Consider the following 24,150-nt stretch of genomic DNA (forward strand, 5'->3'; position numbering starts at 1 on the left):
TCATCTAATAAGATTTATTTCGAGTGTAATAATATTTATTGCTTTAAAAAAATAGCTAAATTTAAACAAAATCTTGATTTAGTATTTGCACATAAGGAAAAGATAAAGTTAAATATAAGGACTCTTTGTTTATTTATAGATTGGCATTATTTAATCGTAACGATAAAAAGTGCCCAACACATTAACCTTTTAATAGGAATCGTTATGTCAGAGCTGACTAAAACCCTTCTAAATATCCGTAGCCTTCGTGCATTTTCTCGTGAGCTGACTCTAGAACAATTGGAAGAAGCTCTAGATAAACTAACTACTGTTGTAGAAGAGCGTCGTGAAGCAGAAGAAGCAGAACGTGCAGCACAAGCTGAGCAAGAAGCTAAGCTAGCAGAGATCGCAGAGAAAATTGCTCAAGACGGTATTGACGTAGAAGCGCTTATTACTGCGCTATCTGGCGAAACTAAGACGAAAGGCAAAGCGAAGCGTGCACCTCGTCCAGCTAAATACAAATACACAGACTCAAACGGTAATGAGAAGACTTGGACAGGCCAAGGTCGTACACCTTCTGCAATTCAAGAGCAACTTGATGCAGGTAAATCTCTGGATGATTTCCTGATCTAAATCCGCGCTATTTTTAAAAGGCTCCCAATGGGAGCCTTTTTTATTTGGTTCATTACAAATAAAAAAGGCGCATTTTTTAATGCGCCTTTTACTTTAGTTATAGAATGGTTAATTAAACTACTGTGTATTAACGTTCCCAGTATGCTTCTTCTAGGCTATCTTCTCGCTCAGGAAGCCCACGTGACAAACGTGGAGAATGTTGCACGAGAACTTCGTAGCTCGCACGGTTTGCGTATTTACATACTTGAGAAAAAGAAGAGTAAGTTAAATATTCGTTACTGTGCTTGCTTGAATTAGGCACATTTTCTTTATGGTATTTGTTTGCCGCCATATCATGAAGAACAGCAGATAACGCAGCATCACCTGCACCATTGGTATTCTTGATTTTTTCTGGACCACCCATATATGGCGAGATATGTGAGTACACTTTTATTGGTGTTTCACATGTATCTTTTTTCGCCGGACGACTAAATTCATAGCGATTAAATTCAGCGATTGACCCCGGAAGTAATGGCAAAGAAGTTTCGCGCTTCGCGCTATCTTCCGTATAACCCGCCATAAATAGGCCTACAGGCCCCGCGGTGCACAATACTAGATCTGCCCACTCCAGTGTTTTATCAGATGCAGCAAGTGGGTCTGACTCACCCGTCAGTGCTTCTGCTTCATCTTCATTCATCGCAACGACTGAAACGTTATCTCGAATGAATTCTTGCCAATATTTCGGGTCATCTTGAATAACGAACTTCGTCCCAAGAGTCAGAACAACGGGCACATCATTCTTTTTCGCGTACTCAATCGCTTTCATTGTTGCTTCAGGCATTGGGTCGCCTTCTTTACAACGTACTAAATATGACGTTAGTACAAGCGCCGATGCATTTTTAAAGATTTTTTCTGGAATGCTATCAGGATGCAGTTGGTTCATTTGCCCTTCACTGATCGCAAAAGTACGTTCACCATCTTCTGTAATAAGAGCGAAACAACGACCGATAGCGCCATCAACACCTTGTAGATAGTTCAAGTCCATGCGGCTTGATGTATTACAAAGGTAACGGTAGCCATAGCTGCCAATTTTGATATCCTGGCTCATCACTCCAAGCAGCGTAGAGCGATCATCTGCTAGCACAGAGTAGTTGTGTAGCGTGTTACCAATTGTGCCACCCGCATACTCATTGGTAATTAAGTTCTCTTCTTTAAGTTGCTGGTACAACTCTTCTGCTCTTTCGTCATCAATAACCAAAGAGTGACCTTTACTCAGACCGTACTTTTCAATCACATCCGTTGTAACTTTAGCTTCAATATCAACCAAAGTTTGGTCAATACCAATGATGTGAGTGCGCGTCATCTTCTTGCTTTCTTGTGCTTGGCTCACCAGCGGGTCACGAGCATGAACAGGAAAATAGTGCTTCGATTTGCGTTGTCCAGGAAATTTCATATTGTCAGTCTGAGTAAGGGGATGAAAAGGAGAACGGATTCTATACCGCTAATAATAAAGCGGCAATAAAAGCAATTATAGCAAACGTTTGCTAGCCACTTTTTTCTTCTAGACTCCTTATTCACCTTCCATAAAACTTAGATCTGGCAGTTGCTCAAGGTGCTCGCAGTAACGCTTTAGGTTGAACTCACCTTCATTTTTCATCACATCGAAAATTTCAATCGACATGGCACATGCCATCATTGCAACCGCTTCTTCTCTAGGTGTCCCTGTCATCATTAAGCGCATTAGCGTCTCTTTAACTTTTAATGGATTGCCGTCCTCAAGTTGGTTTTCAACAATTTCAATCAACTCGGCTTCTTGCATAAACTGGTTTTCTTCGGTCATTTGGACTTTCCTCTTGGATTTTTGCCAACTATGCCATATATACCTCTTCTATACTTGCGAAATTGCCCGTTCGAATTTCTGTTGAAGAAAAATGCAGCGAAACGAATTGTGATTTCGATCTCGGATCTGTCACCGGTCTGTGGATTCTGATAGAATCTGCATCCCGTTTATTTAAGTGGTGTTTAGTAATGTCTGATAACAGCCAAAAGAAAGTCATCGTCGGTATGTCCGGCGGCGTTGATTCATCTGTTTCTGCGTATCTTCTCAAGCAACAAGGCTACCAAGTAGAAGGCCTGTTCATGAAGAACTGGGAAGAAGATGACAACGAAGAATATTGTACAGCAGCAGAAGATCTTGCTGATGCTCAGGCAGTATGTGACAAGCTAGGCATTCATCTACACACCATCAACTTTGCTGCCGAATACTGGGATAACGTATTTGAGTACTTCCTTGCTGAATACAAAGCGGGTCGTACACCGAACCCTGACATTCTTTGTAACAAAGAAATCAAGTTCAAAGCGTTCCTAGAATTCGCTGATGAAGTGCTTGATGCTGACTACATTGCAATGGGTCACTACGTACGTCGCTCTTTCCCGGATAACGGTGAGAAACCAGCGATGTTGCGTGGCCTAGATGGCAACAAAGACCAGAGCTACTTTCTATATACACTAAGCCACGAACAAATTGGCCGTAGCCTCTTCCCTGTTGGTGATTTAGAGAAACCTGAAGTACGCCGTATTGCGGAAGAGCAAGGTTTAGTAACAGCGAAGAAGAAAGACTCGACAGGTATTTGTTTCATCGGTGAGCGTAAATTTACCGACTTTCTAGGTCGTTACCTTCCTGCTCAGCCTGGTAATATCGAAACGCCAGAAGGCGAAGTGATCGGTCAACACCAAGGTTTGATGTACCACACACTAGGTCAGCGTAAAGGTCTACACATCGGTGGCCGTAAAGGCGGCGGTGGTAACGAAGAGCCGTGGTTTGTTGGTGAAAAAGACCTAGAGCGTAACGTGCTAATCGCAGTCCAAGGTAAAGACCACCCGATGCTAAAATCAGAAGGTCTACTTGCGTCACAACTTCACTGGGTAGATCGTGAGCCAATTCGCGATGTTATGAAGTGCACAGTGAAAACTCGTTACCGTCAGGAAGATATTCCTTGTACAATCATCCCGATCGATGATGAAAACATTAAAGTGATCTTTGATGAACCACAAATTGCAGTGACGCCTGGTCAATCAGCAGTGTTTTATAAAGATGACGTATGTCTAGGTGGCGGCATCATCGAGCAACGCATTAAATATTCTCAAGCTTAGGAGTCGTTACGTGGCGAATACACTTTATGACCGTACTATCGCTTTCGCTGGTATTTGCCAAGCTGTCGCTTTGGTTCAACAAGTTGCGAGAAACGGGCATTGTGATCAAGATGCTTTTGAAACATCAATCAACGCTATTTTGAACACAAACCCTGCTAACACCGTTGGCGTATTCGGTCGCGAAGCCGATCTAAAGCTCGGTCTGGAGTGTCTGGTTAAAGGGATTGATAGCACCCCATCAGGCAGTGAGATCACTCGTTACATCATTAGCTTAATGGCGCTAGAACGTAAGTTAAGCGCTCGCAACGATGCCATGTCCCAGCTTGGTGACCGTATCCAGATGGCCAAGCGCCAGTCAGAGCATTTTGAACTGCTAGATGATCAAATGATCAGCAATTTAGCAAGCATCTACTTGGATGTTGTTAGCCCTATTGGACCACGCATTCAAGTAACAGGCACGCCTTCTGTACTGCAACAAACGGCAAGCCAACACAAAGTCCGTGCTCTACTGCTATCTGGTATTCGTAGTGCTGTTCTGTGGCGCCAAGTAGGCGGTAAACGTCGTCATCTAATTTTTGGCCGAAAGAAAATGGTCGAACAGGCTCAAATCCTGTTAGCCAGAATATAGAATACTCTGCTAGCTCGCGTTTATCGCGAGCTACTTATTTTCGAATAAAACAAATCCCGCGCAAACGTTTGCGCAATATTCGTGACAATTGCCACAGTTATTGGTATAACGCTCACGAAATTTAGAAACCCAATTCAGGAGAACATCATGGAACTGTCAGCATTGACTGCTGTTTCACCAGTAGACGGCCGTTACGGAAGTAAGACGATTGCGTTACGCGAAATTTTCAGCGAGTACGGTCTACTAAAATACCGTACTATCGTAGAAATTCGTTGGCTACAGAAGCTAGCGGCTACTGCTGAAATTGCAGAAGTGCCAGCATTCAGCGCAGAAGCTAACCAATTCCTAGACGACCTTGCTGCTAACTTCTCTGAAGGAGATGCACGCCGTATTAAAGAAATCGAGCGTACAACTAACCACGACGTTAAAGCGGTTGAGTACTTCTTAAAAGAGAAAGTAGCAGACGTTCCTGAACTGCACGCTGTTAATGAGTTCTTCCACTTTGCATGTACTTCTGAAGACATCAATAACACCTCTCATGCGTTAATGCTAAAAGAAGCACGTGAGCAAGTGATTCTTCCAGAAATCCGTAACCTAATTGACGCTATCAAAGCACTCGCAGTTGAATACCGCGACATTCCTCTTCTATCTCGTACACACGGCCAGCCTGCTTCTCCATCTACAATGGGTAAAGAAATGGCAAACGTGGCGTACCGTATGGAGCGTCAATTCAAGCAAATCGAAAACGTTGAGATCCTAGCGAAAATCAACGGTGCAGTAGGTAACTACAACGCACACCTTTCTGCTTACCCAGAGCTAGATTGGCACAAGTTCTCTGAAGAATTCATTACAGAGTCTCTAGGCGTAACTTGGAACCCTTACACAACACAAATCGAGCCGCATGATTACATCGCTGAGCTGTTCGACGCTATCGCTCGTTTCAACACTATCCTGATTGACTTCGATCGTGACGTTTGGGGTTACATTGCATTAGGCCACTTTAAGCAAAAAACCATTGCTGGTGAGATCGGTTCTTCAACAATGCCGCACAAAGTTAACCCAATCGACTTTGAAAACTCTGAAGGTAACCTAGGTCTTGCGAACGCAGTATTCGGCCACCTAGCACAAAAGCTGCCTATCTCTCGTTGGCAACGTGACCTAACTGACTCAACGGTTCTACGTAACCTTGGCGTTGGTGTTGGCTACGCAATCATCGCTTACACTTCTACGCTAAAAGGTATCAGCAAGCTAGAAGTAAACTGTGAAGCACTTCTTGCTGAACTAGACAAGAACTGGGAAGTACTAGCTGAGCCAGTACAAACAGTTATGCGTCGTTACGGCATCGAGAAGCCATACGAGAAACTAAAAGAGCTAACTCGTGGTAAGCGTGTAGACGGCGAAGCAATGCGCAACTTCATCGACGGTCTTGAGCTCCCTGAGCACGAGAAAGCACGTCTGAAAGAGATGACGCCAGCGAACTACATTGGTCAAGCGGTTGAGCTGACAGATAAGCTGTAATCACACCTTGATGATCTGCAATTGAAAAGGTTGACGTGAAAGCGTCAACTTTTTTAGTTAGGAAGAAATAATTTCGGTTATTTGGTAGTAATGCAAGAGGATAACCCCCTCAACTATTATGGCTGTTTTTGGAAGAATAAGGTTATTGTCCCGACCTCTATACCAAACTTTTTAATTTTGGTGAGGTTGAAAACATGCTTCTCGTCCTGACGATAAAGCCAATCATCAAAAGCGACCGTTACTGTTGAGTCATCCATTTGCAACTCAAAGTCATACCGCCACTGCAACGCATTGCCTTGCTCAGCCCCTGTTGCTACACCAATAATATCCTCTGCTTTACCTTCATAGCGTCCATCTTCTAATTTGGTAATAACCCAAATTCGCTGGTCAACCTCTCCATCATCAAACACAAAGTCTTCCACCAGCGTCAACGTGTTACCTTCCACAGTACCCACGATGTCGACTTCAAAACGACGAGTTTGTTGTTCAGTGTAGTCTTGGACCATCCCCCACGCCTTTGTTTCGCCTTCAAAATAGCCGAATAAATCAAAAGTCGGTGTAGATGATTGATAATTATCGATATCTGCTGAGCATGCTGAAAGTAAGGCTGCAGCAGCCAAGGCGACTGATTTTAAAATTCGTTTAAGCACTATCTAACCTGCCCTATTAATTGTTTTCGAAGTTTTGGGAACTCTGTATTAGGTGACAACCATATAGACAAAAACGCATCGTTCATTCGCTCATCTTGAACGAAGCCGACTGTCTTGATTTGTGCAATGCCAGCTTGTCGGTAAAGAAGCTGACCAGTTTTACCATCGGTTAAGTAAGTAAGCTCATCCCCTTTTTTTATATCAGGGAACATACGGTTTAGCTCACTGATCCAACTTTTTCGATATGATTCAGTAAAACCAAGTTTTGCCCATTGCTCATCAGTTACATCAAGCAACTGCTGCTTGCTGATGTCTCTTTGATAGTTAATTTCCAATGCCAGAGGGTGTGGTGATACATCGCCATTTACAATAAACTTTCCATCAGGTGCTCTTAGTCGAGACTGATATATATCGAAGATGAACCATGTGAGTTGTGCCTCACCGACGGTTTTCCACCCCTTCCAACTCGACATCTTATCTGCGTTTTCACTGTTTCCAACTGGCTGAGCTTGTAGAGCAAAGGAGCCCATAACTACTAGAGAAGCAACTACCTTAATCAGCCTCTGGGTTAAATCTCTCTTCAAGCTTTTCATATCCGTATACCTTGAGTATCAAAAGCGTCATGGCAAACCATTCAGCAAATAGAATGACCAACGTAACGCTGGTATTAAATCCATATTCAACGACTTGGAGCTTGTAACCGGCGTAGTAACTGACGGTTCCTCCAACGCCACCTACAATTGATACGTAGATTTTTGGGAAACGGTACAAAACAGGCTTGAGCTGATAGGCATACCAAGAGAACAGAACCCAAAGGCACAACAACCAAATGGGTAACCATTGTGTTGGAAAGACAAAAACAGAAAACTGTTGATTGAGCGTATCGAGCACTACACCCGCCAAAACGATACTCGCGATGTGCTTCAAGGCAGAAGCGTCCGTCCTCCAACAATAGACAAGAGTAAGGAATGTTAAGATCAGTGTTAGCCACTGCCATTGATAGGTCCCAAGCACTGCAGAGAACCAACAGAGCTGGAACCATGTAGAGGCAATCAGCAACTTCATAACGGTTTAAGGTCGCTGGAATGTCATGTTAACGGCACTGATACTTCGAGCTAAAAAGCCGCCTTCACAATAGCTCAGGTAATAGCGCCACATGCGGACAAAGCGGTCGTCATAACCGAGAGAGCGTACGTGCTCTTCAGCTTGATTAAATCTAGAGTGCCACTCGCTCAAGGTTTTCGCATAGTCCAAGCCAATATCAAATAAGTCTCTCACCACCAAGTCACTGTATTTGGTCGCAGCTTGAGTTAAAGATGTAACCGAAGGTAAAAAACCACCTGGAAAGATGTATTTCTGGATAAAGTCAACGTTGTTACTGTAGTAATCATAACGCTGGTCAGCGATAGTAATGGCTTGAATTGCCATTAAACCACCCGGTTTGAGTAGTGATTTGCATTGCTTGATGTAGGAAGGCAAAAATTGTTTTCCAACCGCTTCGATCATTTCTATCGAGACTAACTTATCGTAGTGACCCGAAAGGTCTCGATAGTCTTGTTTTAGTAGAGTGATCTTGCCGCCCAAATTTCGCTCTCTAATTTTTTGTTCAGCGTAAGCATGCTGCTCTTCAGAAATCGTCGTTGTCGTTACATGACAACCATATTGCTCTGCCATGTAAATGGCCATAGCCCCCCACCCTGTACCGATCTCAATCACTCGATCGGATGGTTGAAGATTAAGCTGCTGGCACAAACGATCCATTTTGTTGATTTGCGCTTGTTCCAAAGTATCGTTGTCTTGCACATATAAGGCCGATGAGTACAGCATGTTGTCGTCTAAAAATGACTCGTACAAATTGTTGCCCAAGTCGTAATGCGCATGAATGTTTTTACGAGAGTTCTCTTGAGAATTGCGGTTGGTCCAATGACTGAACTTGTACAGTATTTTAGTTAGCCAACTTCCTTTCTCTTCAAGTTTATCTAGCGCTCGCATATTGAGAGCCATAAGTTTCATTAACGAGGTTAGATCCGGGCTGTCCCACCAACCATCCATATAAGCCTCACCCGCTGCAATGCTGCCACCTTGCAAGATTCGCGAGTAAAAGCCAGGATGCTTTACCTCAATCGTCGCCACAACAGGCTGACCGCTGTATTCACCGTTGGGCGCATTAAAGCGCTCGCTTCTTTCTGTCGTTTCCGTCTTAAAGCTTTCAATAACAGTTAAGCAGCCGATTTCCATTTTTTGCAGACATTGAAAAATAACTCCGCGAGCCGCCTTTTGTGTTGTCGTCAATTTGCGCGGCAATGTCATAGAACTGGTATTTAACATGCAGAATTCTCCTTATGCTTTTTATTTTTTTTGTCTGTTTTTTTAGTGTCGGCTTCTATTTCGTCGTGTGTTGAATATTTAGGATGAGAATAAAAAGGCGCGCCTTTCACCCAAAGTTTTAATGCGTGCCAATAAATACCAACCATTACTTTTACCGTCTGTATTGGCGTAACGATCAAACACTTCAATAGGCTTTTGATCGAAAATACTTGAGCTTTCATTGTCATCGTCGCATCAAAGTGCTTTTCGCTTTTGTGGCATTCAAGATGAATCCTTAACTTGTCCGTCAGTGGTTTAATCTTCCAATGATACTGTTGGTCAATTGGATTAAACGGAGAAACATGAAAGGCTTTCTCTTGTTCCCATCCAAAGTTTTCATCGTTTTGCTCAGCAGCGACTGCGTAGTAATGACGCTCGTTCCAAGGTGTATTGCTGACTTCAGCTAAGAGGTATTTCCATTCCCCTTCTTTGTTATAAACGTAGTAGAAATTCACCGGACTAAAATAAAGTCCTAAATAGCGCAAATGACAAACAGCGATGACTTTGCCGGTACAACGAACGCCTGTTAACTCTTCAATTTTGTCGTGTACGGCCACCTTTAAACAGCCCTCACCAACATAGTCACTGCGTTTAAAGCGTGCCCAATGCCACCAACGAGAGCCAAACCCCCAAACTTTTTCCTCTAGTTTTTTTAGCTCATCGACGTCAATAGCTGGCATAAACAATGAGTAGTTCAATTCATGTTTTATCGGCGTGAACCTGCGATGCCGAACGTTGCCAACAAACAACTGGCTGTTCATTTGGCTATCCATATCACGCTGCACCTTTTTCTAAGTTGACAGCAGTTTGAACGCGATATTTCTCTTCAAGCCCTTTCACTACGTCCAACGCGCTGCGAACGCCATCCTCATGGAAACCGTTGTACCAATAAGCGCCGCAGAACCAAGTATTGTTCAGCCCTTGCACCTCTTCTTTACGTTGCTGTGCAGCGATAGAATCGGTGGAAAACACTGGATGGTGATAGGTAAACGTCCGTAATACTTTGCTCGGTTCGATCTGCTCAGTGCTATTTAGCGTGACACAGAATGTGTGCTCAGATTGAACACGTTGGAGAATATTCATGTTGTAAGTGAGCGAAGGGAGATATTGCTGTTCGTCTTCACTGCCCTCCAGTAGGTAGTTCCACGAAGCCCACGCCGCTTTACGCTTTGGAAGTAAACTCGTATCAGTGTGAAGCACCACTTCATTCGCTTGATAAGCTATATTACCCAGCACCTCTTGCTCGACTGGGCTAATGTCACCTAACGTGTTCATCGCTTGATCACTGTGACAAGCAAAGATGACATCATCAAACCAGTGCATTTCACCGTTAACTTTTAAACCCACACCATTCTCACTACGGAGCACTTTTTCTACCGGACTATTGAGTCGAATTTTATCGATAAAACCTTGAGTCAAAGGTGGAATGTACTCACGAGAGCCACCTTTAATTACATACCATTGCGGTCTGTTAGTGACATCAAGCAATCCGTGATTTAAGAAAAAGCGAAGGAAAAACATCAGCGGAAATGCGCGCATGTCCGCTAAAGTCGAAGACCAAATTGCAGCGCCCATCGGCAAAATGTAGTTATCTGAAAAGAAAGTACTGAAGTTGTGCTCATCAAGAAACTCACCTAGCGTCTGAGAATGACTCGATTGTTTGCTAGCGACGCTTTTGGCAAGTTTGTTGAAACGAAGGATCTCGAAGATAAAACGATAGAACTTAGGATTTACCCAATTGCGCTTTTGAGCAAATAATGTCGACACGGTATGACCGTTATATTCCAAGCCATTGCCGTCGTTTCTTACGCTGAAGCTCATCTGGGTTGGCAATCCTTCGACACCAATCTCGTTCATCATTTTGATGAAATTAGGATAAGTGCGATCGTTGTAAACGATAAAGCCCGTATCAATCGCATATTCTTTACCATCGAGTTTTACATCCACCGTCGCGGTGTGCCCGCCAATGTAATCGTTAGCTTCAAATACGGTGACATCGTGCTCTTTATGTAGATAGTAACCACACGTAAGGCCAGAAATTCCGGTCCCCACAATCGCTATCTTCTTTCTTCCTGCTGTTTTCATTTTTATTCCTTCTTATGACACGAGTTTAGCAGTTAGGCGAGCTTGCCAACTGTATGGAAGTAACGAGATAAAACGTAAAATACTGGTAAACCTCGCGGGGAAATAGATGTGAGTCTTGTTGGCAGCCAACTGTTTTCTGATAGAGTTCGAGGCTTGCCGCGTAGAAATAATCATCGGCATTTCGAAGTCATTTTTGTCAGTTAACGGGGTTTCCACAAAGCCTGGGAACACGGTCACCACTTGAATGCCCTTCTTCTTCAAATCAACAGCTAATGTGCGAGCAAAGTAGCTCACAGCAGCCTTAGAAGCGCCGTAGGCTTCAGCCCTTGGCAACGCAACTTCTGAAGCAATAGAACCTACGATAACGATGCGATGCCCTTTATCTAAGTGTGGTTGGCAACCTTCTACGCAGTTGGCAACACCAACGACGTTTACATTCATCACACGCGCCATGAGTTTCGCGTCAACCACACCGTTGTCCATATACTCACAATCCCCTGCATTAAAAACCCAGGTACTCGGCGTGAAAGGCAAACTGGACAGCGCCTGCTGAGTTTGTTCATGGTTTGTCACGTCAAACTGCAATGTATGGATATTAGAAGAAGCAGCCCCCAATTCAGCAAGAACGTCTTTGTTTCGCCCACAAGCAATAACGCTCCAATCAGAGTTCGCGTAATCTAAAGCCAGTTGCTTCCCTATTCCGGAGGTAGCGCCAGTGATTAAGATAGTATTGTTCATTGTCCTAACCTCTGCTTGATAGTTTTTACGACTGAGCCAAGTAAAGGTAAGTTTTCGTAAAGCATTTCTCCGAGATCAAAGTAATCTCGGTGATAAATAACTTGGCCTTCGCTGAATTTAAGATGCGACACACCATTAACGAGAATAGGTGCACCTTTTTGAAGTTTGGGATGCTGAAGATCCATGGTCCACGTTAGGAAGCCAGTATCTCCGACTTGTTGATGTTCGTGGATAACAAAGTCACAGCTTATGACGTTGGCATATAATGATGTGAAGTAATCTGAAAGTGCAGGCCACCCCTCTAAACGATGAGCAGCATCTTCAAAGACGACATCTTGGTGATATACGTCTTTAAGCAGATGTAAGTTCGCTTTATTCAGCTTTTGATAGATATTGCCAACAGACTGTATGTCCATGTGTTTACTCCTACATGCCCATCAAGTTGTACAAAATTATTATATGTACAAGATAGTTCATTCGTTAAAAGTTGTACAAAAATTATTTTGTATAACTTTGTTTCTGTAGGTAGATACGTGATGAATCTCGCAAGCGATCAATCGATCAAAAAAAAGGCTTGGTCAAAACCAAGCCTTTTCAGGAAATTAACGATTACTTTCGTGTGCGCTGTCAGTTTTTTACAACTAGTATTGCTGACTACGTAACGCTGCAATACGTTTATCTAGCGGAGGGTGGCTCATCAGTAGCTCAGTCAATGACTGCTTGCCATTGATACCGAATGCCATCATTGTGCCATCAAGTTGAGATTCGTGACTCATCTTCAAACGTTCCAATGCCGCGATCATTTTCTCTTTACCAACTAAGTGAGCAGCACCTGCGTCGGCATGGAATTCGCGATGACGGCTGTACCACATGGTAATAAAGCTTGCCAAGAAACCAAACACTAGCTCAAGCACCATAGATACACCGAAGTAAACCATCATGTTTGTACCTTGACCTTCTTCATCATCGTTCGATGCCACAATATTGGCGATAAAACGGGATAGGAAGATAACAAACGTGTTCACAACGCCTTGCATCAATGTCATCGTGACCATGTCACCATTTGCAATATGGCTCACTTCGTGGGCCAGTACCGCTTCTGCTTCATCACGAGTCATATTGTGTAAAAGGCCAGTGGAAACCGCGACAAGAGAGTCATCTCGCTTTGCCCCCGTCGCGAATGCATTGATATCTGGTGAGTCATAAATAGCCACCGTTGGCATACCAATACCCGCTTGCTGAGCTTGACGACCCACAGTTTCGACTAACCAATGCTCAGTTTCGTTACGCGGACTTTCAATGACCATACCGCCAACCGAGCGCAGTGCCATGCCCTTTGACATCATCAACGAAATAAGTGCACCACCAAAACCAAATATGGCGGCCATAACTAGCAAACCAGAAAGACTGCCAGGTTGCATTCCAGTGGTAGCGTAAACAATATTCAGAACAACACTAAGCACTAGCACGACAGCTAGGTTAGTTGCTAGGAATAACATAATTCGCTTCATTACTTTTCTCCGAGGAAGCTTATCGTTTTTTTAAAACGGATTGTTATAAGGAACAGGTGGTAATCGCTGTAAAAGCCAATTCCGCTAAGTTTCATGCTCCGTGCGTTATAGATATAGTCTATCCGCGATAAAAACAAGGTTAAGCAATAAATTGCAACATTTGTTTTCGAGACTGAAAGATTATGTTCAAGCGATTTCTAGGCACGTTCTGATAAAAGCCATTACCTCCATTCATATTCATTCCTTTCCGTAATGAAAAGTACTTTGAATCGCACCTCATCTATCAATGGATGACCTTGATGTTAAATCTATCACCTCTGGGCAACTTAGCTAGAAATATTTTACTAGACCAAAAACAGTATGTTAGCCCCGCTATAGACTTTGGTCTTATTGTGCGGCGACATGGACATGCTAGATTCAAGTGAGATGAACAAAACAGAGCCACTCTAAGTACATTAAAAAGGTACATTAGGTGAGCTCAAAACTTCCATGTATTGAGGGAAAAACCATGGTAGAAACTAACGATTATCAAATGGCTATTGATTTACTACGTTGTCATCTAGGCATCTCAGAGGATGAGGCGAAGCAACAACTTGGTATTTCAACCGATCATCATATGTCTCAGCGTGTTGCAGAAACTCAGCAAGCATTGATGGGGCTTAGCCAAGATAAGTAATCTGATGTTATAGACTACACCAATAAAAAAAGGGCTGCATTACGCAGCCCTTTGGTTTTTAGTATTTTAAACACAATCAGTCAGTATTTAGCAAAGGCTCGACATTAATGTACTTGCCTAGCTCTTTGCGCTTAGCACTTGGAATGTATGGGATTTCGCCAAGCTTAGGCGCACCGATACGCGCTTCAAGCATCTCGATAATATCAGCATAGTGCTCGGTGCCAGGGTTAACTCGGTTTGCCACCCAACCAACAAGATTCAAGCCATCCGCTTTAATACTCTCAGCCGTGAGTAAAGCATGGCTCAAACAGCCTAGTTTAATACCAACCACCAAGACCACGGGCAACTGCTCTGCTTGTACCCAAGTAGATAAACAGTCGGTATCTGACACAGGCACACGCCAACCACCTGCGCCCTCAACGAGAACGACGTCAGCTTGCTGCTTGTGTTGAGCCAGCTTTTCACTGAGGAGTTCGTATTTTATTTCGACATGTTCATGTTTTGCCGCGATGTGAGGAGAAGCAGGCAATTCTAAAGCGTATGGATTCACATCATCATAAGCGACATCAAGTGTCGCGGCCGCTTGTAAATGTAAGGCGTCAGAGTTACGCCATCCAGCTTCAGTCTTATCACTCCCTGCTGCCACTGGTTTATAACCAATAGTGTTTAGTCCTTTTGCTGCCAACGCTTGCAAAATGGCTTTAGACGCTACCGTTTTTCCTACATCAGTATCCGTACCAGCAATAAAAAAAGCATCAATCATAGATGTATTACTCCAAAACAAACCTGATAACTTGCAGGTAGAAGACCTTGATCATTTTTAAACGCTTGGTACTCATGCTCAACTTGCAACAAAGTCTCTCGACTGGTTAAACCATGTGAGCGCCCACTTACGTGATTTGCACCTATACCTTTGAGGTCACGCATAACTGAAAATGCTGAGTCGTACCAAACTGTGATGGTGGTCAAGTCTAGTTGATGGTTGTCACATCGAGATTGCGCTAACGCAATTTTTACCTGATTGAGCGATAGAAAGTTATTGACGTGTTGATATGCATCAATTTTTTTCCATGATGCTCGCAACTCGCACAGTGACCCTTCAGCTAGGGTAGAAAAAACCGCCTTCCCATTAGCTTTTAGTACACGACGAACTTCTCTCAGGGGATAACTTAAATCGGCACACCATTGCAAAGCCAAGCTAGAGAATACGTAGTCGAAGCTTGTATCGTCGAAAGGCAAGTTTTCTGCGTCGGCTAGCACATAATTCATTCGTTCATGGCCACAGCGCACCATAGCTTTGCTTAACATCTCTTGAGAGATGTCCACACAAAACACTTCAGCGCCACGCTCTTGAAGAAGTTGAGAAAAATAGCCCGTACCACATCCTAAATCCAAAACACGTTTATGAGTTAAGTCATTCGGAAGTTTGTCTAGTAAGCGATGGCCGACATCACGCTGGAAAGCGGCATGTTTGTCGTACGTGTTAGCTGCTTTACTAAAGGAAGCAGCGATCGCTTGTTTATTAGGCAGTAAGCAATCCAACTTCATTTGCTCTGCATTATCCATTACTGCGTTCCTAATGCTTGCTTCAATGCCATTGAAAGCGTTTTAACTTGTTCGTTAGTGTGATTAGCAGTGAGTGTGATTCGAAGACGAGACGTCCCTTTCGGAACTGTTGGAGGACGAATAGCAGTAACCCAAATACCGTTTTGGCGACAAGCACCTGCTACTCGCAAAGCCAAATCAGATTCACCAATCACAAACGGCTTAATCGAAGTTTGAGTCTCAACAAAGCCCTCAACGTCGTTGAGGCTATCTCGATACACTTCACTTAACTCTGTGAGCTTTTCACGTCGCCAAGACTGCTCTTGAACCATCGAGACAGCATGCGTGAGCGCATAGGCTTGTGCCGGAGGCATCGCCGTGGAATACACATGGTGACGAGCAAACTGAGTTAAAAAGTCCCCCGTTGCGTGGTCACATAAAATAGCCGCGCCAGACATACCAAACGCTTTGCCGAAAGTAACGATCAGTATCTCAGGCTTAACCGCCGCTAATTCACATGAGCCACCGCCAGATTCCCCTAGAACACCGATACCATGAGCGTCGTCTACAGCTAGCCAAGCATCATGATTACCGGTGACGTCAGCTATATCAGCAAGTGGTGCACAATCCCCGTCCATACTAAACACCCCTTCAGTCACGACTAAGTGATTGTCTTCGCTATTCAGCAGCGACTTTAGGTGCTCGATGTCATTGTGCTTGAAGCGCTTCATCTTAGCTGGTGACAACGCCCCCGCTTCCATCAACGAGGCATGGTTCAAACGGTCTTGAATGAGTACGTCTGATTTTTCTAACAAGGTGAACAACAAGGCTTGATTAGCACTGAATCCAGAACCAAACAGAATTGCTCTGTCGTAACTCAGCCATTCTGTTAGTGCCGCTTCTAAATTGCTGTGCGCGGCACTAAAACCTGTGACCATTGGAGATGCACCACTGCCACTGCCGTATACACTCAAGCCTTGCTGCCAAGCACGAACGAGCGCTTGGTCATTGGCCAAGCCTAAATAATCATTACTTGAGAAGTTGATGTAGCGTCTGCCTTCGTATTCCAAAATCGATTGGTTGCCGGAAAACACCACATTCATCGAACGATTCAGCCCCTGCGCTTTACGATCGGCAAGGGCGGACTCGATACGAGATTTAAACGCTGGCATCGTAGAAAAGGTCGTCTTTTGTCGGACGAGCAGCAACGCGCTCTACGACGCGATCCAGCAACTCGTTTTCTTCGATTTCATCAGGTTTTTGAGACACCTCTTGGCTGTTAATGCCGAGCTTGTCGAACAGCATCATGTCTTTGTCTTCAGAAGGGTTTGGCGTGGTCAGAAGTTTGCAACCATAGAAGACGGAGTTTGCACCCGCCATAAAACACAGCGCTTGCATTTGTTCGTTCATGTTTTCACGACCAGCCGATAAACGGACTGCGGATTGGGGCATCATAATTCGTGCTATTGCAATCAGACGAATAAAGTCGAACGGCTCAACGTCGTCCACTTCTTCCAATGGTGTACCCTTCACCTTAACCAGCATGTTGATTGGCACACTTTCAGGATGTACTGGCAAATTAGCCAGTTCAACCAACAAACCTGCTCGGTCGTTAGCACTTTCACCCATGCCGATGATGCCACCGGAACAGATCTTCATGCCAGCATCACGAACGTGAGACAAAGTGTCTAAACGGTCTTGGTAAGTACGTGTGGTAATGATGTTGCCGTAAAACTCAGGTGAGGTATCTAGGTTGTGGTTGTAGTAATCCAGACCAGCAGTTGCCAATTGCTTTGCTTGATCTGGCGTCAGCATGCCTAATGTCATACACGTTTCTAAACCCATGCCCTTCACGCCTTTGATCATGTCGGTCAAATGCGGCATGTCACGCTCTTTCGGGTTTTTCCATGCTGCCCCCATACAGAATCGAGTAGAGCCAGCATTTTTGGCTTTTTGCGCAGCATCGAGTACACGCTCAACTTCCATCAGACGCTCTTTCTCGATGTCTGTGGTGTAACGAGCACTCTGAGGACAGTACTTACAATCTTCTGGACAAGCACCTGTCTTAATCGACAGAAGCGTGCTTACTTGAACATGGTTGGTTTGTTGATATTGACGATGTACAAGTTGCGCTTCGAATAGGAGATCCATGAATGGTTTTTCCATGAGATCGCGCACTTCAGCATGCGTCCAGTTATGACGAACTTCCACGTGTATTCCTTTAGTCACTTTTGTTGTTGTGTTGACAGTCTACTGAGTCTCGATAAACTGTCAACACAACACAAAATAACAAAGTTTACATCTGTTTATCTTTTAATCTCAATTATTATTGGAATCGCACATGGATCTCGCCTTCGACCGCCAGCATATCTGGCATCCTTACACTTCAACATTGACACCTCTGACCTGCTACCCAGTGGCATCGGCAAATGGTGTTCACATTAAATTGGAAGACGGTACTGAGCTGGTCGATGGCATGTCTTCTTGGTGGTCGACGATCCACGGCTACAACCATCCGCATTTAAATCAAGCCGCTCACCAGCAAATCGATCAAGTCTCTCACGTGATGTTTGGCGGGATTACCCACCAGCCAGCAATCAGTTTGTGTAAGAAGTTGCTATCCCTAGCACCAAGTAATCTTGAACATGTATTCCTTGCCGATTCAGGCTCCGTTGCCGTAGAAGTCAGCTTAAAAATGGCACTGCAATATTGGCATGCAAAAGGTGAACGCCGACCGAAGTTTCTTACTTTACGACACGGTTATCACGGTGACACCTTTGCGGCCATGTCGGTAACCGATCCTGATAACTCCATGCACTCTCTCTACAAAGGCTTTCTGCCTGAGCATATCTTTGCGGAGTCGCCAACTTGTGGCTTTTGGGATGAGTGGAAATCTGAAGATCTTGCTGACTTTGAGCACAAGATTGAAACACATCATCAAGAACTCGCTGCGGTGATCCTAGAGCCTATCGTTCAAGGCGCAGGCGGCATGCGTATCTACCATCCAGAGTTTCTCAAAGGTGTGCGTAGGCTTTGTGATAAACACGGTTTGTTATTGATTGCAGATGAAATCGCAACCGGTTTTGGACGCACAGGCAAATTGTTGGCCTGCGAACATGCAGATATTCAACCAGACATTCTGTGTGTCGGGAAAGCACTCACTGGCGGCTACATGACCCTCTCTGCGACCCTCGCGAGCAAACACGTAGCAGACACTGTTTGTGGTGGTGATGCTGATTGTTTTATGCACGGTCCAACCTTTATGGGGAATCCACTCGCTTGTGCTGTAGCTACTGCAAGTTTGGAATTGATCGAGCAAGGTGATTGGAAGCAACAAACCCAACAAATTGAAACGCTGTTTTCTGAGTTACTACCAAAACTTGAAGAATACGACTTGGTGAAAAACACCCGTTGGTTGGGTGCTATTGGCGTAGTGGAGACGCATCGCCCTGTGAATATGGAAACCATCCAGGCTCTCTTTGTTGAGCACGGTGTTTGGATTCGTCCATTTGGCAAACTGATTTATATGATGCCGCCGTTCATCAGCAAGCCGGAAGATATTGAAAAGTTAGTGAATGCGATTGATGCTGCGTTACAACGCAAAGACTGCTTCGCTTCATAGTTCAATTCAACATGAAGACGGTTGAGTATGAGACTCAAACCGTCTCGTTATTTACGAGAAAAGCAAAGCTATCGAAGTTGACTGTCTTTACTCGCTCGTCGATGATATGTTGAATTTGTTGGCTGACGCTATCGTCGTTTGCCCACCCTACGGCCACAAGCCCTCCTCGTTACTTGAATGAGAAAAATCTACTTACCGTGTTAAGGTGGATGACTATATCGCCTACAAATAACAAGATAATTAGGGTAAATTCGAAAACACTATTACGATTTGGTAATAATCACTCTGTAATCGATTATTCGGCACTCTCATGGAAAAGCAATGCAAGGTTACTCATACTCCCTTCCTCACATTCAAAATACTGCGTTTGCTCAGGCTCTCTCAAAGTAACACTGAGTATCTTCTCTGCCTCATTAAACTCCTCACTAAAGTACTCACTGACTAATATGACGCGCTCACCAATACTAAATTCCAAAGACTTCTCATCTACCAACGCTCGATGATAATGTTCAACACGATAATCTTGAGGTTTTATCCGCTGTAAAACAGAGCTTTGATTCTCAATGGACTCATTAAAGATAATCCCACCTTTGCCTTGCTCTATAAAAATACTAAAGTTCATAGTTTGGTTCACTGAGCATTCAAAGACTTTTCTGGGCGAGGTGTTAGCAACAGCAAACGTGCTCATCATCGCAACACTTAAACCCAAAGTGACCGCCAATCGTTTCATTACCATTCAGCCAACACTGTAAATAGCGCTTGTTCAGACATACGGGTTAATACATATCCGTGTGAAGATGAATACGAGCCACTGAGTACACTATTCTCTTTCTCAATAACGATATCCTCGATGCCGTCAGCGTTGTAATCACCTTTTGCGGTAACGGTAATAACCTGAAAGCCATCAGTCGAATCGTAATACTCTGCTCTGACTTCACTGATGACCTGAGTTCTTTGGATATGGTCTGCTTCATCCCACGTTGAGAGTGTCTTTGCTTTCTCTGCACTTTCGTCAGAAATAACAAAAGCAAGTGCACTTGGAGCGAAATTAGGAAAGGTATCGTCTAACTTAAAGTCTGATATAAATGAGCGCTTAGAGGCAGCTAACTTTGCCATCTCACTCCATGTTTGGCACTGAGTTAAATATGCTTTAAACGCGCCGTATTCATAGGCTTTTGCCGCAGTAAAGCCCGTAGAGTTTGCCGTAGCTAAGTCTTGGCAATTAGATACTAGTTTTTCTTCATCAGATGCACGTTTCAATTCAAGTTCATAGCCCCAATCGAGTGAGTTACGAAGTTGCATATTTTCTTTGGAAGGTTGCGCTATTTCGCGCGCGAAAAAGCGATCGGTTCGCTCACTATCTAAGTATTGAGGCTGAATAAGTTCACTTGCGATAACACACTTACTAACGAGCAAAGTAAGCGCAAAAATAACAAGCAATGAAAGATGATTTACTGGCATAACGTTTAACAACAAGGGCAAATGATGTCATTAGCTTGTCACGTGAAAAACCGTTTAGAAAAATATCATTTGTCTCGTACTGCCAGATTCTGGGCGAGCTCTTCACTATTGCGTGTGCTAATTACATAACAACGTATTTTCACTCGACGCAAATAACAAAAAACCCAGCACTACGGCTGGGTTTGGTGTTCTAGTGGCTAATGCGTTAACCGATGTGCGTTGCGCCGCCCATGTACTTCTGAAGTACTGCAGGGATTGCAATGCGACCGTCTGCTTCTTGGTTGTTTTCTAGGATAGCAACCATTGTACGACCTACTGCTAGACCAGAACCGTTTAGCGTGTGTACAAGCTCAGGTTTCTTCTCGCCTTTACGACGGAAACGCGCTTGCATACGACGAGCTTGGAAGTCCCACATGTTAGAACATGAAGAGATTTCACGGTAAGTTTCTTGAGCAGGAACCCAAACTTCTAAGTCATAAGTTTTACGAGCGCCGAAGCCCATATCACCTGTACAAAGAACCACTTTACGGTAAGGAAGCTCTAGAAGTTGTAGAACTTTCTCAGCGTGACCTGTTAGCTCTTCTAGTGCGTTCATTGAATCTTCTGGCTTAGTGATTTGTACTAGCTCAACTTTGTCGAACTGGTGCATACGAATCAGACCACGAGTATCACGACCGTATGAACCCGCTTCTGAACGGAAACATGGCGTGTGTGCTGTCATCTTGATAGGTAGATCCGCTTCGTCAGAAATCGTGTCACGAACTAGGTTCGTTACAGGTACTTCTGCCGTAGGGATTAGCGACAGTTTACGTGGCTCTTCGTCGTTTACTTTTTCCGCTAGAGGCTCTGTGTGGAAAAGGTCTTTACCGAACTTAGGAAGCTGGCCAGTACCGAATAGGCTGTCAGAGTTTACTAGGTAAGGTACGTACATTTCTGTGTAGCCGTGTTCTTCTGTGTGAAGATCTAGCATGAACTGAGCGATTGCACGGTGTAGACGAGCAAATTGGCCTTTCATCACGATGAAACGTGCGCCAGTGATCTTAACTGCGCTTGCGAAGTCTAGACCGCCACCCATTTCACCTAGGTCAACATGGTCTTTCAAATCGAAGTCGTAAGTCTTAGGCTCACCCCAACGAGAGATTTCAACGTTGTCGTTCTCGTCTTTGCCATCTGGCACTTCATCTGCTGGGATATTTGGTACAGAAAGCGTGAATTCGTCTAGTTGAGCCATTACTTGCTCAAGTTCAACTTTCTTCGCATCAAGATCGCTACCTAGAGTACCGATTTGTTTCTTGATCTCTTCTGCGCCTTCTTTGTCGCCAGCTGCCATTTTTTGGCCGATTTGCTTGGAGATGGAGTTACGCGTGGATTGTAAATTTTCTACTTCTACTTGAATGGACTTACGTTGTTCTTCAAGTTTACGAATAGTCTCTACGTCTAGCTTAAAGCCACGACGCGCCAGTTTAGCAGCTGTTTCATCCAGCTCTGTACGAAGTAATTTAGAATCCAGCATTGTTAATCCTATGCTTTTTGTTGTGAAATCACGCGCACTTTCCAAGCGTACGCGTTAAAAAAATTTACTGAACAAATGTATCCAAAAACGCCTACTTTTCATAGCGCTTTTGTTGGCTATTTGCGTCTAATTTAGCCAAGTAATCTAACTTTTCGCCGATTTTGGTTTCTAGACCGCGATTTGTTGGCTGATAATACTTACGATCCGCCATTTCTGGTGGCAAATATTGCTCACCGGCTGCATAGGCACCCGGCTCATCGTGAGCATAACGATACTCTGCTCCATAACCCATGTCTTTCATCAAACTGGTAGGTGCATTTCGAAGGTGATGAGGCACTTCATATTCAGGTAAGTTATGAGCATCTGTGAGCGCTTGTTTCCATGCCACGTACACCGCATTACTTTTTGGCGCGCACGCTAAGTAAACGATCGCCTGCGCAATCGCGCGTTCACCTTCTGCTGGACCAACGCGTGTAAAACAGTCCCACGCGGAGAGTGCAACTTGCATGGCTCTAGGGTCCGCATTGCCGACATCTTCCGATGCTATCGCAAGTAATCGGCGAGCGATGTAGAGCGGATCACAACCTGCAGCGATCATACGTGCAGCCCAATACAAAGCGGCGTCTGGATTTGAACCACGAATGGATTTGTGAACCGCAGAGATTAAGTCGTACCAGATATCACCTTTGTTATCAAAGCGAGAGACCTTTTCTCCCGCCACTTCCGCAAGCAACTTAAGCGTGATTTCTTTTTCACCCTGCGCATTGTCTTCTGCCATATCGTATAGCAGCTCAAGGTAGTTGAGAGACATGCGAGCATCACCGTTAACTAGCTCTGCTAGGCGATCTAGTACGTTATCGGCGAAATGTGCTGGTATATTCCCCAAGCCGCGATCTTTGTCGTTAATCGCTTGATCAAGCGCCAGCGATATTTCGCTCTGGCCAAGAGAAGTCAACTTATAAACGCGAGCACGCGAGAGTAATGCGTTGTTTAACTCAAACGAAGGGTTCTCTGTGGTCGCACCGATAAACGTAACCGTACCGTCTTCAATATGCGGTAAAAACGCATCTTGCTGCGATTTGTTAAAGCGATGCACCTCATCCACGAATAAGATAGTGCGGCGACCTGCCATTTTGTTCTCACGCGCTTTGTCGATCGCAGCACGGATCTCTTTAACGCCAGACGTCACCGCAGATACACGCTCAACTTCGGCGTTGGCATAGTTTGCTGCCACTTCCGCTAATGTCGTTTTACCTGTGCCAGGTGGTCCCCACAAAATCATCGAGTGAATGTGTCCGGCCTCTAGCGCTCGGCGTAGGGGTTTACCCGGACCTAAAATATGCTGCTGTCCAATATACTGTTCGATAGTTTGTGGTCTCATACGAGCAGCAAGGGGACGAAAATCTTCGTCCCCTGAGAAATCTAACGTGTAATTACTCACTACCAATTAATTCCTTTGGTCATCCACTTCCACGCCATCTGGAATTGTGAATGTAAATCTGTCTACCTTTGGTTTACCAAGCTTAACATTACTAAAAGTAAACAGCCCTTTCTGACCATCTTGCTCAATGACGTTAAAGCCTTTCACTACGCCTTTTGCATCAATATTAATCTGGAATTGGCCTTGAGTAGAGTCAATTGCCGTTGGAATGAGCGTAAACTCATTACCTTTCTGAGAAATCTTATAGTTATCCCAGTCGCTTGCTCTATTGCGAGTTAACAGCACAAATGGTGTTTGCTCGGTCGCTTGCTCTTGCCAGTAAATGCTTACTTGTTCAATGAATGGACTGTAATACCACAACGTCTTACCGTCAGATACTAAAAGGTTTTCATCAGGGAAAGTCGTACTCCAACGGAACAAGCTTGGACGAGCGATTTCAACCGTGCCCTCACCTTCCATTACCGTTTCACCTTCAGGGCTGATCACTTGCTGGGAGAAATCGGCACTGAAACCCTCGTTCATTGCGAGACGTTTATTGAGTTCATCTTTTGGAGATGCTGCATTCGCAGCTGAGAAGAAAGAAACGCTTAAAACTAGCGCTGAGAAAAGTTTCGCTGAAAATCGTTTTTTCATTCAGATACCTATCAGAGG

General features: G+C 44.3%; 26 protein-coding genes. 6 read left to right on the top strand and 20 right to left on the bottom strand.

Annotated features, from left to right (window positions below):
• The first annotated feature begins 204 nt into the window (after positions 1 to 204).
• A complete protein-coding gene (locus tag VEA_RS11525; protein WP_005390863.1) occupies positions 205 to 612 on the top strand; it encodes an H-NS family histone-like protein in 408 nt (135 codons plus the stop codon).
• Positions 613 to 739: 127 nt separating this feature from the next.
• On the opposite strand, the gene VEA_RS11530 is transcribed toward VEA_RS11525, so the two are convergent.
• Positions 740 to 2,044: an inosine/guanosine kinase gene (locus VEA_RS11530; protein WP_005390861.1), complete on the bottom strand. Its 1,305-nt coding sequence runs from the start codon at positions 2,042 to 2,044 to the stop codon at positions 740 to 742.
• A 117-nt stretch (positions 2,045 to 2,161) separates the two neighbouring features.
• Complete coding sequence (locus VEA_RS11535) at positions 2,162 to 2,431, bottom strand: hypothetical protein (protein ID WP_005390859.1); 270 nt, start codon at positions 2,429 to 2,431, stop codon at positions 2,162 to 2,164.
• Positions 2,432 to 2,619: 188 nt separating this feature from the next.
• On the opposite strand from VEA_RS11535, the gene mnmA reads away from it, so the two are divergent.
• From mnmA to purB, 3 genes are all read left to right on the top strand, one after another.
• Positions 2,620 to 3,744 carry a tRNA 2-thiouridine(34) synthase MnmA gene (gene mnmA / locus VEA_RS11540; protein ID WP_005390857.1) on the top strand — a complete coding sequence of 375 codons (1,125 nt, stop codon included), beginning with the start codon at positions 2,620 to 2,622 and terminating at the stop codon, positions 3,742 to 3,744.
• 10 nt (positions 3,745 to 3,754) lie between these two features.
• A complete protein-coding gene (gene hflD, locus VEA_RS11545; RefSeq protein WP_006743048.1) occupies positions 3,755 to 4,372 on the top strand; it encodes a high frequency lysogenization protein HflD in 618 nt (205 codons plus the stop codon).
• A 147-nt stretch (positions 4,373 to 4,519) separates the two neighbouring features.
• Positions 4,520 to 5,890, top strand: coding sequence for an adenylosuccinate lyase (gene purB / locus VEA_RS11550; RefSeq protein ID WP_012841953.1), 1,371 nt, complete (start codon positions 4,520 to 4,522; stop codon positions 5,888 to 5,890).
• Positions 5,891 to 6,006: 116 nt separating this feature from the next.
• Here purB and VEA_RS11555 read toward each other — a convergent pair whose 3' ends face one another.
• The 9 genes from VEA_RS11555 to htpX all read right to left on the bottom strand — a co-directional run bounded on the left by VEA_RS11555 (position 6,007) and on the right by htpX (position 13,241).
• Complete coding sequence (locus VEA_RS11555; RefSeq protein ID WP_373275597.1) at positions 6,007 to 6,540, bottom strand: DUF3833 domain-containing protein; 534 nt, start codon at positions 6,538 to 6,540, stop codon at positions 6,007 to 6,009.
• A complete protein-coding gene (locus tag VEA_RS11560) occupies positions 6,540 to 7,133 on the bottom strand; it encodes a chalcone isomerase family protein (protein WP_041852974.1) in 594 nt (197 codons plus the stop codon). The genes VEA_RS11555 and VEA_RS11560 overlap by 1 nt, the downstream gene beginning before the upstream one ends.
• Entirely contained in the window at positions 7,093 to 7,605 is a 513-nt protein-coding gene (locus VEA_RS11565) for a DUF2878 domain-containing protein (protein ID WP_041852975.1), read from the bottom strand. Before VEA_RS11565 ends, VEA_RS11560 begins: the two co-directional genes overlap by 41 nt.
• A gap of 6 nt (positions 7,606 to 7,611) precedes the next feature.
• On the bottom strand, positions 7,612 to 8,868 hold the full coding sequence (locus tag VEA_RS11570) for an SAM-dependent methyltransferase (protein WP_006743050.1): 1,257 nt from the start codon (positions 8,866 to 8,868) through the stop codon (positions 7,612 to 7,614).
• Positions 8,862 to 9,680, bottom strand: a complete 819-nt coding sequence (locus tag VEA_RS11575; protein WP_006743051.1) for a DUF1365 domain-containing protein — start codon at positions 9,678 to 9,680, stop codon at positions 8,862 to 8,864. Before VEA_RS11575 ends, VEA_RS11570 begins: the two co-directional genes overlap by 7 nt.
• 1 nt (position 9,681) lies before the next feature.
• Entirely contained in the window at positions 9,682 to 10,992 is a 1,311-nt protein-coding gene (locus VEA_RS11580) for an NAD(P)/FAD-dependent oxidoreductase (protein WP_006743052.1), read from the bottom strand.
• Positions 10,993 to 11,004: 12 nt separating this feature from the next.
• On the bottom strand, positions 11,005 to 11,730 hold the full coding sequence (locus VEA_RS11585; protein WP_006743053.1) for an SDR family oxidoreductase: 726 nt from the start codon (positions 11,728 to 11,730) through the stop codon (positions 11,005 to 11,007).
• Positions 11,727 to 12,146, bottom strand: a complete 420-nt coding sequence (locus VEA_RS11590) for a nuclear transport factor 2 family protein (protein ID WP_005390833.1) — start codon at positions 12,144 to 12,146, stop codon at positions 11,727 to 11,729. Before VEA_RS11590 ends, VEA_RS11585 begins: the two co-directional genes overlap by 4 nt.
• A 225-nt stretch (positions 12,147 to 12,371) precedes the next feature.
• Positions 12,372 to 13,241: a protease HtpX gene (gene htpX, locus VEA_RS11595; protein WP_005390832.1), complete on the bottom strand. Its 870-nt coding sequence runs from the start codon at positions 13,239 to 13,241 to the stop codon at positions 12,372 to 12,374.
• Positions 13,242 to 13,713: 472 nt separating this feature from the next.
• On the opposite strand from htpX, the gene VEA_RS23955 reads away from it, so the two are divergent.
• Positions 13,714 to 13,917, top strand: coding sequence for a hypothetical protein (locus VEA_RS23955; RefSeq protein ID WP_162860661.1), 204 nt, complete (start codon positions 13,714 to 13,716; stop codon positions 13,915 to 13,917).
• 76 nt (positions 13,918 to 13,993) lie between these two features.
• Here VEA_RS23955 and bioD read toward each other — a convergent pair whose 3' ends face one another.
• The 4 genes from bioD to bioB are packed head-to-tail and all read right to left on the bottom strand — an operon-like array spanning position 13,994 to position 17,673.
• Positions 13,994 to 14,680, bottom strand: a complete 687-nt coding sequence (gene bioD, locus VEA_RS11600; RefSeq protein ID WP_005390831.1) for a dethiobiotin synthase — start codon at positions 14,678 to 14,680, stop codon at positions 13,994 to 13,996.
• Complete coding sequence (gene bioC, locus VEA_RS11605; RefSeq protein ID WP_006743055.1) at positions 14,677 to 15,483, bottom strand: malonyl-ACP O-methyltransferase BioC; 807 nt, start codon at positions 15,481 to 15,483, stop codon at positions 14,677 to 14,679. Before bioC ends, bioD begins: the two co-directional genes overlap by 4 nt.
• Entirely contained in the window at positions 15,483 to 16,634 is a 1,152-nt protein-coding gene (gene bioF, locus VEA_RS11610) for an 8-amino-7-oxononanoate synthase (protein WP_006743056.1), read from the bottom strand. The genes bioC and bioF overlap by 1 nt, the downstream gene beginning before the upstream one ends.
• On the bottom strand, positions 16,621 to 17,673 hold the full coding sequence (bioB, locus tag VEA_RS11615) for a biotin synthase BioB (RefSeq protein WP_012841957.1): 1,053 nt from the start codon (positions 17,671 to 17,673) through the stop codon (positions 16,621 to 16,623). The genes bioF and bioB overlap by 14 nt, the downstream gene beginning before the upstream one ends.
• Positions 17,674 to 17,803: 130 nt before the next feature.
• Here bioB and bioA point away from each other — a divergent pair, with 130 nt between their 5' ends.
• Complete coding sequence (bioA, locus tag VEA_RS11620; protein WP_006743058.1) at positions 17,804 to 19,084, top strand: adenosylmethionine--8-amino-7-oxononanoate transaminase; 1,281 nt, start codon at positions 17,804 to 17,806, stop codon at positions 19,082 to 19,084.
• Between the two features lie 295 nt (positions 19,085 to 19,379).
• On the opposite strand, the gene VEA_RS11625 is transcribed toward bioA, so the two are convergent.
• The 5 genes from VEA_RS11625 to lolA all read right to left on the bottom strand — a co-directional run bounded on the left by VEA_RS11625 (position 19,380) and on the right by lolA (position 24,132).
• Entirely contained in the window at positions 19,380 to 19,820 is a 441-nt protein-coding gene (locus tag VEA_RS11625; protein ID WP_012841959.1) for a hypothetical protein, read from the bottom strand.
• On the bottom strand, positions 19,814 to 20,545 hold the full coding sequence (locus VEA_RS11630; RefSeq protein ID WP_006743059.1) for a hypothetical protein: 732 nt from the start codon (positions 20,543 to 20,545) through the stop codon (positions 19,814 to 19,816). The genes VEA_RS11625 and VEA_RS11630 overlap by 7 nt, the downstream gene beginning before the upstream one ends.
• Before the next feature lie 205 nt (positions 20,546 to 20,750).
• Positions 20,751 to 22,058, bottom strand: coding sequence for a serine--tRNA ligase (gene serS, locus VEA_RS11635; RefSeq protein WP_006743060.1), 1,308 nt, complete (start codon positions 22,056 to 22,058; stop codon positions 20,751 to 20,753).
• Between the two features lie 91 nt (positions 22,059 to 22,149).
• Entirely contained in the window at positions 22,150 to 23,505 is a 1,356-nt protein-coding gene (locus tag VEA_RS11640) for a replication-associated recombination protein A (RefSeq protein ID WP_031780168.1), read from the bottom strand.
• Positions 23,506 to 24,132, bottom strand: a complete 627-nt coding sequence (lolA, locus tag VEA_RS11645; protein ID WP_012841960.1) for an outer membrane lipoprotein periplasmic chaperone LolA — start codon at positions 24,130 to 24,132, stop codon at positions 23,506 to 23,508.
• Positions 24,133 to 24,150: the final 18 nt, after the last annotated feature.

The sequence above is a fragment of the Vibrio antiquarius genome, from assembly GCF_000024825.1.
GTDB classification, from domain to species: Bacteria; Pseudomonadota; Gammaproteobacteria; order Enterobacterales; family Vibrionaceae; genus Vibrio; species Vibrio diabolicus.